The sequence below is a fragment of the Paenarthrobacter sp. Z7-10 genome, from assembly GCF_026932795.1.
Lineage (GTDB): Bacteria > Actinomycetota > Actinomycetes > Actinomycetales > Micrococcaceae > Arthrobacter_M.
This window is the reverse complement of the sequence record NZ_JADPVH010000083.1, coordinates 1-11,175: the sequence shown is the minus strand read 5'-3', so window position 1 is coordinate 11,175 and position 11,175 is coordinate 1. Positions and strand designations below refer to the sequence as shown.

The 11,175-nt window shown below is 64.9% G+C and carries 10 protein-coding genes; 9 read left to right on the top strand and 1 reads right to left on the bottom strand.

The genetic code is table 11. The features are described from left to right. Nucleotides 1-402 (bottom strand): Lrp/AsnC family transcriptional regulator (locus IV498_RS17540; RefSeq protein ID WP_330059841.1); only part of this gene is annotated, 402 nt, incomplete at its 3' end. A 424-nt stretch (nucleotides 403-826) separates the two neighbouring features. Between IV498_RS17540 and IV498_RS17535 the strand changes: the two genes are divergently transcribed. The 9 genes from IV498_RS17535 (at nucleotide 827) to hpaD (ending at nucleotide 11,130) form a co-directional block, all read left to right on the top strand. Further along, nucleotides 827-1,942 carry a thiamine pyrophosphate-dependent enzyme gene (locus tag IV498_RS17535; protein WP_442951379.1) on the top strand — a complete coding sequence of 372 codons (1,116 nt, stop codon included), beginning with the start codon at nucleotides 827-829 and terminating at the stop codon, nucleotides 1,940-1,942. Nucleotides 1,943-2,147: 205 nt separating this feature from the next. Next, nucleotides 2,148-3,191: an alpha-ketoacid dehydrogenase subunit beta gene (locus tag IV498_RS17530; protein ID WP_269048370.1), complete on the top strand. Its 1,044-nt coding sequence runs from the start codon at nucleotides 2,148-2,150 to the stop codon at nucleotides 3,189-3,191. Continuing rightward, complete coding sequence (locus IV498_RS17525; protein WP_269048368.1) at nucleotides 3,184-3,513, top strand: biotin/lipoyl-containing protein; 330 nt, start codon at nucleotides 3,184-3,186, stop codon at nucleotides 3,511-3,513. The genes IV498_RS17530 and IV498_RS17525 overlap by 8 nt, the downstream gene beginning before the upstream one ends. Nucleotides 3,514-3,572: 59 nt before the next feature. Next, nucleotides 3,573-4,478: an alpha/beta hydrolase gene (locus tag IV498_RS17520; RefSeq protein WP_269048367.1), complete on the top strand. Its 906-nt coding sequence runs from the start codon at nucleotides 3,573-3,575 to the stop codon at nucleotides 4,476-4,478. Between the two features lie 141 nt (nucleotides 4,479-4,619). Continuing rightward, on the top strand, nucleotides 4,620-5,879 hold the full coding sequence (locus IV498_RS17515) for a serine/threonine-protein kinase (RefSeq protein ID WP_269048366.1): 1,260 nt from the start codon (nucleotides 4,620-4,622) through the stop codon (nucleotides 5,877-5,879). A gap of 193 nt (nucleotides 5,880-6,072) precedes the next feature. Further along, nucleotides 6,073-7,569, top strand: coding sequence for a fumarylacetoacetate hydrolase family protein (locus IV498_RS17510; protein WP_269048365.1), 1,497 nt, complete (start codon nucleotides 6,073-6,075; stop codon nucleotides 7,567-7,569). Nucleotides 7,570-7,649: 80 nt separating this feature from the next. Next, nucleotides 7,650-8,369, top strand: coding sequence for a GntR family transcriptional regulator (locus IV498_RS17505; protein ID WP_269048369.1), 720 nt, complete (start codon nucleotides 7,650-7,652; stop codon nucleotides 8,367-8,369). A gap of 107 nt (nucleotides 8,370-8,476) precedes the next feature. Beyond that, entirely contained in the window at nucleotides 8,477-9,970 is a 1,494-nt protein-coding gene (gene hpaE, locus IV498_RS17500) for a 5-carboxymethyl-2-hydroxymuconate semialdehyde dehydrogenase (protein ID WP_269048364.1), read from the top strand. Between the two features lie 86 nt (nucleotides 9,971-10,056). Continuing rightward, complete coding sequence (gene hpaD, locus IV498_RS17495; protein ID WP_269048363.1) at nucleotides 10,057-11,130, top strand: 3,4-dihydroxyphenylacetate 2,3-dioxygenase; 1,074 nt, start codon at nucleotides 10,057-10,059, stop codon at nucleotides 11,128-11,130. The last annotated feature ends 45 nt before the right edge of the window (nucleotides 11,131-11,175 follow it).

Below are 11,175 nucleotides of genomic sequence, written 5' to 3'. Positions count from 1 at the left end.
CCACACGCGCAACCGCTGATTCATCAAAAAGACCGTCCTGGGCGCCACTATCCATACCCCAATTCTCCCAGCCACACCCACCAGAGCCAGGTTATTCTTTCGGCGTTTTAAAAACAGCGGCCCACGATTATTGACCCATGCACCTAGCGCCTCGACGACGGCGTCGTGCCCCAAGTCCTGGCTGATGGTCAGGGAACAAAACGCCACCACCGGAAAACCCAGTTGCGCTGGATCCGGCTGCGGAACCCAGGAGCCGATGACACCCGAGGCCAGCATCCGCTCCAGCCGGGCTTGAACGGTCGCCCGGGCTACCTTGAGCACCCGCGAGGCCTCCAACACCGAGATGCGCGGCACATCATTGAACAGACGCACAATTTTCGCGTCCAGGACGTCCACAGTCATCAGAATCCCTATCATTGGGCAGCACAGTTGCCGGATCTCCGGCAATTCCCGGCTGGCACTGTACAAACTGCAGTCATTCTTCCATGCACATGTTCCCCGCGACCAGCCGGCGGGGCACTTTGTGGCCGGCACAGCACAGCGCCGGAGGCACAGCCGGGCCGCCGCGAAGTGCAGCAACCAAGGCCACAAGGCGTTGCTGCACACTTTGTCTGCTCGGGGTGCACATTTTGTCCCACCTGAGCCGATATTCGTCCGCGCCGATAGACACTTTGACCAGACTGGGAGTCGGCGATTGCACAACGGCCGCCGAGTGACTAGCGTCACCACGGGACGGTTGCGCCAGCTTTGACCGGCGGTGCCGCAGCAGCTGCAGCCGTCCGCATCCCAGCCCTCCATGGGCAGTACCAACCGACCGGAGACGGATATGACTCTTTCCAGTGCCACAGCCGGCGCTGCCCTTGTGGGCGCGGACGCTGTTCCTGCCCCCAGCGGGCCGGAACTGCGCCGGCTCTACGAGCTCATGGTGGCGGTCCGCCATCTGGACACCTCGGCGGTTGCCTGGCAGCGTCAGGGGCTCATTCCGGGGTATGCCCCCGAGCTGGGGCAGGAAGCTGCCCAGGTTGGCTCCGGATTCGCCGTCGACCTCGAACGCGATTTCGTCTTTCCGACTTACCGGGAGATGGGGGTGGCCCGGGCGATGGGAGTGGACATGGTTGGCTACATGTCCACTCACAAGGCGACGTGGCACGGCGGCATGTACGATCCGGTCGCTTCCCGGATGGCTCCGATTCAGGCTGTTGTGGCCGGGTCCGTGCTCCATGCCGTGGGCTGGGCGCACGGCCAGACGCTCAACGTGGTGCGGGAAAATTCCGTGCAGGGAAACCAGTCGGATGAGATCCCGGACCGCCAGTCGGCCGAACCGCTGGGCGTGGCGGTGGCTTACTTCGGCGATGGTGCCAGCTCGCAGGGCGACGTCCATGAGGCGATGAATTTCGCCGCGGTGATGAAGGCGCCCGTGGTCTTCTTCACGCAGAACAACGGCTGGGCCATCTCCGTCCCCACCGAAAAGCAGGTGGCCGGCGGCTCCGTCGCCGCCCGCGCCGCAGGCTACGGCATCCCGGCCCTGCAGATTGACGGCAATGATGTTGCCGCCGTCCTGATGGCTATGCGCCAGGCGCTGGCTCACTGCCGCGCCGGAAACGGCCCGGTCCTTATTGAGGCGATGACCTACCGCCGCGGGCCGCACTCCACCAGCGACGATCCGGGCCGGTACCGCACGCTCGAGGCCGAACGCCAGGACGCCGGCGCCGATCCGATCAGCCGGCTGCGGGAGAAGCTGTTGGCCGAGGGCCTTGCGGACCAGGAATTCTTCGATTCGGCACTGGCAGCTGCCAAGGTCGAGGAGGAGGAGATCCGAGCCGGCATGGCATCGCTGGATTCCCGCCCTGGCTCGGAAATGTTTGATTTTGTTTTCCAGGAATCCACCCCGGCCCTGGCCGAACAAGCCCGACGCTGGCGTGAGGAGACGGAACATGTCTAATTCCCCGACCGACGAGGTCATCATCCATTCCAGCGATCTGGAAACAGCTCAGCACAACGTCGCGGCTGCCCACCCGGAGGCCGACGCGGCCGCACAGGGCGTTCCGGGTATCGACGGGCCTCCGAGCGCCGCTCCGGACGGGGTGCAGGAGTTGCCGGAGGCGGGCGGAAGCGCGCGGGCCGGCCGGCAGGCAGCAACGGTCTCCATGCAGCAGGCGCTGAATCACGCCCTGGCCGAAATCCTGGCCGCTGATCCCAAGGCATTGGTGCTGGGTGAGGACGTTGGCGTGCTGGGCGGAGTCTTCCGGATCACCGACAAACTGCAGGCCCGGTTCGGCGCGGCGCGGGTTTTTGACACTCCGCTGGCTGAATCCGGCATCCTGGGCATGTCGGTGGGGCTGGCCATGGCCGGCTTCCACCCCATTCCGGAGGTCCAGTTCGACGGTTTCGCATACCCCGCCGTGAACCAGATCATCTGCCAAGTTGCACGGATGAACTACCGCAGCAGAGGCACAATGCCAATGCCCATCACCTTGAGGGTGCCCAGCTTTGGCGGCATCCGGGCACCCGAGCATCACGGCGAGTCGCTCGAGGCGCTCTTTGCGCACGTTCCCGGGCTGAAGGTCGTTTCTCCCTCCAGTCCGCAGGAGGCCTATTCTCAACTCAAATACGCCGCTTCGCTGCCGGATCCGGTGATTTTCATGGAGCCTAAGTCGCGCTACTGGCAAAAGGGCGAGGTGATGTTCGACGACGACGGCGTCCAGCCGGGCACTGCGGGCGCACCGTTTACAGAAGCCGCAGTGCGGGAAAAGACGGCTGCGGCCGCCGGACAGAATCCTAACCTTGGCTCCAAGGTGGTCCGGCCCGGCAAGCATCTGACCCTGGTGGCTTGGGGTGCCATGGTGGCACGCTGCCTGACGGTGGCCGAACTGGCCGCCGAGGACGGTATCGAGGTGGAGGTGCTGGACCTGCGCTGGCTTAAGCCCCTTGATGCTGCGGGACTGGCGGCCTCCGTGAACAAGACGCGCCGCGCCGTCGTCGTGCATGAAGCCCCACTGTCCGCCGGTCTGGGCGCCGAAGTGGCAGCCCTGATTACCCAACAGTGCTTCGGTACGCTGCGGGCGCCCGTTGAACGCGTCACCGGTTTCGACGTACCGTATCCCTCAGGGGACCTCGAAGACGAGTACATCCCCAACATTGACCGAATCCTGTTCGGCATCCAGCGAGTATTGGAGTACCGCCGTGGCTGAAATTTCCTTTCCGCTCCCCGATCTGGGTGAGGGCCTGATCGAGGCGACCGTGCTGGAATGGCTGGTGTCCGCCGGCGACCAAGTGGAACGCAACCAGCCGCTGGTCGAGGTTGAAACCACCAAGTCCGCCGTCGAGCTGCCCTCCCCGCAGGCCGGTAAAGTGGTGCGTGTCTACGGTGAGCCGGGCGACAAGATCAATGTCGGTGAACCGCTGATTATCTTTGAGGTGCCCGATGATACCGCCGGCATCGTGGGCACCGTTCCGGCAGAGGCGGCACCTAAACGTCGGGTCCGGCTCAGCGCGGTCCCCGACGAGGATTAGGCCGCAGCCCCGACCGGATGGGACGGCAAGGCTGATTGGCTGTCCAATTTCCAGCATGCATGAGCAGGAGCGAACAGATGGAACCGCACGGCCGACATTCCGGAACTACGCCAAGCCATACCGTGGAGGGCTCGGATCCGCGCCTGCACGTGGAAGTCTACGAACCTGCAGCCCGCACGGCAGGCGCCGGCGAGGCAGGTGAGGGTGAGGCCAGCGGCGACAGTGGCGGTGGCCGCCGGGACGTCACCCTGCGTCCGATTCTGCTGATCCACGGCTTCGCCTCATCGTCGAAGTTGAACTGGGTCGATGCGGGGTGGATCAGTTCCCTCACCGCCGCGGGCCGCAGGGTCATCGCCGTCGACCTGCCTGGACACGGTCTCAGCGCCGCCCCGGAGGATCTCGATTCCTACACGCCCAGCCGGATTCGGGCCGATCTGCTCCAGATCGTCTTCGACGCCGGAGCCCGTCCGCTGCGCGGCGATGACCCCTCCTCGGGGCTGGATCTGATCGGCTATTCGCTGGGTTCCCGGCTCGCCTGGGAATTCGGCGCAACGCAACCAGAGTTGGTGCACCGGATGGTGCTCGGGGGACCCGGCGCCGCCGATCCATTGGCTGCCTTTGACCTGGCGGCGGCACAGCGGTATCTGGCGGACGGCACCCCCATTGCCGACGCGTCCACGGCTGCGCTGCTTAAGATGGCCCAGTTGTTGCCCTCGAACAATATTTTCGCGCTGCTTACCCTGGTGGAAGCCATCAAGACGGAGCCCTTCGACCCGACGGAGGCCGTCCCCCGGATGCCGATTTTGCTGGTTGCCGGGGAAAAGGACGAACGGGCAGCCACTATGACCGATCTCGCCGCCGTGAGCGGGAAGGCCAGCGAACTGGTGCTGCCAGCCCGAAACCACACCAATGCGATCACTTCAAGGGCGTTCAAAAACGCTGCCATCGCGTTTCTCGCCGGATGATTCCGGCCAAATCACAGGAAACTTTCAGGTTAATTACAGGCGCTGCACGTCGATAAGCAGCCGCGGCGTGCACCTGCAGCGGGTTAGGATTGTGCTAGGTCGAACAATATAATCCAAAAGCAACCTGGGGGGTCTGCAGGAATGGAGCTGTTGCTGGGGGGCCGCTACCGTACCGCGGACTTATTGGGCGTGGGCGGCATGGCCACTGTGTACCGGGCCGTCGATGAGAACCTCGGCCGCGACGTCGCGGTCAAACTCTTCGCCCCCACGGCGGGCAATGCCGAGGACATCCGCCGTCAGCAGACGGAAACTCAGCTGCTGGCCACGCTGACCCACCCGGGACTGGTTACACTTCACGATGCTGGCGTGCACGCCGACGACTTTGGCGTCCACCGCAGCTACCTGGTGATGGAGTTAGTGGCCGGTCCGGATCTGCGGCGGCTGCTCGCCGACTCAGGACTGGACGAGGATGAGACGGCGCAGATTGGCGCCGAAATAGCCGATGCACTCCACTACGTGCACCAGAACGGCGTCGTTCACCGTGATGTGAAACCAGCCAATATCCTGATGGCGTCCAGCGGCTCGGACGATACTCGGCTGCACCCGCAGCTCTCGGATTTCGGCATCGCCCGGATGTCTGACGCCACTGCGGCCACGTTGACCGGCCTGACCTTGGGCACGGCGAATTACCTCAGTCCGGAACAAGCGCTGGGCCATGTGGTCACGCCCGCATCCGACATCTACTCACTGGGCCTTGTCCTGCTGGAATGCCTGACCGGCGAGAAGGCCTTTCCCGGTCCCACCCTGGAAGCTGCGTTGGCGCGACTGGCCAGGGACCCCGAGATCCCGGATTCGCTCGGCGGGGAGTGGGTAGGACTGCTGGTGGCCATGACCGCACGGAATCCCGAGCTTCGGCCGAGCGCACACGATGTTGCCCTGGAGCTGCGATCCCGACCGCAGCCACTGGCCTCCGGCGTGACTGAAACACACGGCTCGACGGAAGCTATGTCCGGGTCGCCGCACGGCAGGGGCCAGGCGTCGACGGGCCACGCGTCGACGCCTGGCCCAGAGACGGCGGACGACGACGGTCCCGCCACGGTGGGCGTGCTGTACCGGGCCATCTCCCCATCCCCCGAGACAGAGTCCTCCCGCTCCCCATCGTCGGAGCCCCCGTCCTCCCCGTTTATCGAGAGGCAGTCCTCTGGCCCCGTCCGCGAGGAACCCATCACCCCAGTCCCCATCACCGCAGACCCCATAACCGCAGACCCCATAACCGCAGACCCCATCACAGCAGGCCCGATCACAGCAGCCTCCATCACCGCAGGCCCAATCACCGCAGGCCTTCCGATCGGAGATGCACGAATCCCCGAGCTGCCCAGCCGGGCCCCAAGCGTCGGCTAGTCCCAACTGGGTAACAGATAACGCACCCATTCCGCGTTTTGAGTGCATCTGCTGCTACCTACTTGGGCGGGGGGGCGGTATGTGAGTATTCAGGGACGGGCTGGTTGGGTGAGGGCTGCTGTCCCTTGACGGGACGGGCGGATGGCAGTAACAATGGATCGTATACGATTTCATACTCAATGAAGAGGTCCGGATGCAGCAGTTCACCCCCGCCACAATCGCCGCGGCCGGCAAGGTCATTGCCGTGCACCTGAACTATCCTTCGCGCGCATCTCAGCGCGGGCGCACACCTGACCAACCGTCCTACTTTCTCAAGCCCTCATCGTCGCTGAGTTTGACCGACGGCACGGTTGAGCGTCCCGCAGGCTGTGAACTGCTGGCCTTTGAGGGCGAGGTGGCACTGATCATTGGCGCCTCGGCCCGCCGTGTCAGCATCGAGGACGCTTGGACCCACGTCGCCTTCGTGACGGCCAGCAATGACCTGGGCATCTACGACCTGCGGTACGCGGACAAGGGATCCAATCTCCGATCCAAGGGCGGCGACGGATTCACCCCCGTCGGCCCGACCCTGATTCCCGCGCAGGAAATTGATCCCGCAGCGTTGCGGATTCGAACCTGGCTAAACGGCGAGGTGGTCCAGGAAGACAATACGGGCACACTGCTTTTTTCCTTCGCCCGACTGGTGGCGGACCTGTCCCAGTTGCTGACCCTTGAGCCGGGGGACATCATATTGACCGGGACCCCGGCTGGTGCCTCCGTGGCCCAGCCCGGGGACGTCGTCGAGGTGGAAGTGGATTCCCCCGCATCCGGAATAAGCAGCGGCCGGCTGTCCACGACCGTGGTGGAGGGCACGGTGCCGCTGGCCGACTTTGGTGCCGGTCCCAAGGCCGACGACGTTGAGCGCGCCGAGGCGTATGGCGCCGCGGTCCCCGCCACGTCGCCCGCCACCGCCACACAATCCCCCGTGCTGACCGCGGAGCTGAAGGCAAAACTGGAATCCGTCGCCACCGCCACTCTCAGCTCACAGCTTCGGAAGCGTGGCCTGAACAATGTTTCCATCGACGGCCTGAAGTCCACCCGGCCGGCCAACAAAATCGTCGGGACCGCGCGAACCCTGCGCTTCGTGCCGAACCGCGAGGACCTGTTCAAGGCCCACGGCGCCGGCTACAACGCGCAGAAACGCGCCATCGACACGCTCCGGAACGGCGACATCCTAATCATGGAAGCCAGGGGCGAAAAGGGCACCGGAACGGTCGGCGACATCCTTGCGCTCCGGGCGCAGGTCAACGGCGCCGCCGCCATCATCACTGACGGCGGTGTCCGGGACATGAGCGCCGTTGCCGCGCTGGAGATCCCCACCTACTATTCCAATCCCCATCCTGCTGTGCTGGGTCGCCGGCATATCCCCTGGGATGTGGATTTGACCGTCTCCTGCGGCGGAGCCACAGTGCAGCCCGGCGACATTATCGTGGCGGATGCGGATGGAATCCTCGTGATCCCGCCGGCGCTGGCCAACGAGCTTGCCGATGATTCCATCGTGCAGGAGCACGAGGAGAGCTACATCGCGGCGATGGTGGCCGAGGGCCATGGCGTGGATGGGCTCTACCCGATGAACGCCGAATGGCGCGCGCGGTACCAGGATTGGGCGCTGACGCATCCGCTCACGGGTCCGATGGCCGGGGCATCGTGAACGTGGCGGAGACGACGACGGCGGCCCGATGGACCGCGGGTCCTGCGGCTGCCGGGGGCGTGGGTTCCCGTGCCGTCGCGATGGCCCCCGGAACGGCCGTCGCCCCGGCCGCGGCGCCGGCCAGGTCTCCGCTGAGCAAATCCCAACAAGCGTACGAGTCCATCAAGGACAAGATCCTCAGCGGCGAGTACTCCCCCGGCTACCGCCTGGTGCTGGCCAAGCTGGCCGACGAGCTCGGCGTGAGCGCCGTGCCCGTCCGCGAGGCAATCCGGAGGCTGGAGGCGGAAAGCTTCCTCACCTTTGAACGCAACGTCGGCGCCAGCGTGGCGGGGATCGATCCCACCGAATACCTCTACACCATGCAGACTCTGAGCATTGTGGAGGGTGCCGCGACCGGTTTGTCCGCCCCCTTCCTCACCGCAGCGGACATTGGCCGTGCCCGAGACATCAACGCTGCCATGCGCGGCTGCCTGGAGCACTTCGATCCGGTGCGGTTCACCACCCTGAACCTGGAATTCCACAGTGTGCTCTTCGAAAAGTGCCCCAATCCGCACATTCTGGATCTGGTTCACCGGGGCTGGAACCGGCTCAGGTCGCTGCGTTCCTCCACCTTCAACTACGTCCCTGGCCGGGCCCGCGAATCCGTCGAGGAGCACGAGCGGCTGCTGCAGCTTTTGGAAGGCGGGGCCACGGCCGACGACGTCGAACGAGCTGCCCGCGGGCACCGCACCGCCACCCTCGATGCCTATCTGGCCCACAGCCGGAACGAAGCACCGGACAGCGTGCCCTGGCTGCCCTGAATCCCACGCCCTCTCAAACGTCAACTCCAGCTGCAACCTTCAACCCGCAGCCCACCGCCCCCAAACGGTCGTTGAACCCGTCGTGACAACAGTAAGGAATGATCTTTATGGCCAAGCATTACCTTCCGGAGAACCTGCCGAACCACATCCAGCACTACATTGACGGTAAGTTTGTCGATTCCGTCAGCGAGGCGACGTTTGATGTGCTGGATCCGGTTTCCAACACCAACTACGCCACGGCCGCCGCGGGCCAAGCCGAGGACATCGACCTCGCCGTCGCCGCCGCGCGGAACGCTTTCCGCAACGGCCCGTGGCCGAAGATGAAGCCGCGTGAGCGTGCCCGCATCCTGAACCGGATCGCGGACGCCGTCGAGTCCCAGGAGAACCGGCTGGCCGAACTGGAAACCTTTGACACCGGCCTGCCCATCACCCAAGCCAAAGGCCAGGCACTGCGCGCGGCGGAGAACTTCCGCTTCTTCGCGGACCTGATCGTCGCCCAGTTCGACAACGCCATGAAGGTCCCCGGCGCACAGATCAACTACGTCAACCGCAAACCGATCGGCGTTGCCGGCCTGATCACGCCGTGGAACACCCCGTTCATGCTGGAGTCATGGAAGCTGGCACCGGCGCTGGCGACCGGCAACACCGTGGTGCTCAAACCGGCCGAGTTCACCCCGCTCTCCGCCTCGCTGTGGGCACAGATCTTCAAGGACGCCGGTCTGCCGGACGGAGTCTTCAACCTGGTCAACGGACTCGGTGAGGAAGCCGGCGACGCCCTGGTCAAACATCCCGACGTGCCGCTGATCTCCTTCACCGGTGAGACCACCACTGGCCAGACCATCTTCCGCAACGCGGCGGCAAACCTCAAGGGCCTGTCGATGGAGCTCGGCGGCAAGAGCCCGTGCGTGATCTTCGCGGACGCGGACCTGGACGCGGCCATCGATTCGGCGCTGTTCGGCGTCTTCTCGCTCAACGGCGAGCGCTGCACCGCCGGATCGCGGATTCTGGTGGAACGGGCCATCTACGACGAGTTCTGCGAAAGGTACGCCGCCCGCGCGAAGAACATCGTCGTCGGCGATCCACACGATCCCAAGACCCAGGTAGGCGCGCTGGTGCACCCGGAGCACTACGCCAAAGTGGCCTCCTACGTGGAAATTGGCAAGGGCGAGGGCCGGCTGCTGGCCGGCGGCGGACGCCCGGAGGGCCTGGAAACGGGCAACTACATAGCCCCCACGGTCTTCGCTGATGTGAAGCCGGAGGCCCGGATCTTCCAGGAGGAGATCTTCGGCCCGGTCGTGGCGATCACGCCCTTTGAGAACGACGACGAGGCGCTGGCTTTGGCGAACGGCGTCAAGTACGGCCTGGCGGCCTACATCTGGACCCAGGACCTGACCCGCGCACACAACTTTGCCCAGAATGTTGAGGCGGGCATGGTCTGGCTGAACAGCCACAACGTCCGTGACCTGCGCACCCCCTTCGGCGGCGTCAAGGCCTCCGGCTTGGGCCACGAAGGCGGTTACCGCTCCATTGATTTCTACACCGACCAGCAGGCCGTCCACATCACCCTGGGCACGGTCCACACCCCCAAGTTCGGCGCCTAACCGCCGACGCTGGGCCCCAGCCGAAGTCTCCGCCAATTTGTTGGCAGTGGACTAACCAAGTTCTCAACGAAGAGAAGAGAAAGACCATGAGCAACCAGATTCCCAAGCCCACCGTTCCCGCCCCGGACATCGTCCGCTGCGCCTACATGGATTTGGTCGTCACCGACCTGGCCAAGTCCCGTGCGTTCTACGTGGATGTGTTGGGCCTGCATGTAACCGAGGAGGATGAGAACGTCATCTATCTGCGGGCCTTCGAGGAGTTTATTCACCACAACCTCGTGCTGCGCAAGGGCCCCATTGCCGCCGTAGCCGCCTTCGCCTACCGGGTGAAGTCCCCGGCCGAGGTGGACGCCGCGGAGGCCTACTACCAGGAACTGGGCTGCCGCACCGAACGCCGAACCGGCGGCTTCACCAAGGGCATCGGCGACTCCGTCCGCGTCGAGGACCCGTTGGGCTTCCCCTACGAGTTCTTCTCTGAGACCGAGCATGTGGAACGGCTGACCCAGCGCTACGACATCTACAACGCCGGCGAACTGGTGCGCCTGGACCACTTCAACCAGGTCACCCCCGATGTCCCCCGGGGACGAAAGTACCTGGAGGACCTGGGCTTCCGCGTCTCCGAGGACATCAAGGACTCCGACGGCGTCACCTACGCCGCGTGGCTGCACCGCAAGCAGACCGTGCACGACACCGCCCTCACCGGCGGCGACGGCCCCAGGATGCACCACATGGCCTTCGCCACCCACGAGAAGCACAACATCATCCAGATCTGCGACAAGATGGGTGCCCTGCGCATCTCCGACCGGATTGAACGCGGACCCGGCCGGCACGGCGTGTCCAACGCCTTCTACCTGTACATCCTGGATCCGGACGGCCACCGGGTGGAGATCTACACCCAGGATTACTACACCGGGGACCCGGACAACCCCACCATCAGCTGGGACGTGCACGACAACCAGCGCCGCGATTGGTGGGGCAACCCGGTGGTGGCCAGCTGGTACAGCGAAGCCTCCCCGGTCCTGGATCTGGACGGCAATCCGCAGCCGGTCATCGCGCGCACGGATTCCAGTGAAATGGCCGTCACCATCGGTGCCGACGGCTTCTCCTTCACCCGTGAACCGGGCGAGGAACGCGGCTTCAAGGTAGGCTCCCAGCTCTAGCGACAGCCAGGCGCGACGTCGACGGCGGCCCAACTGCCGCCGTCG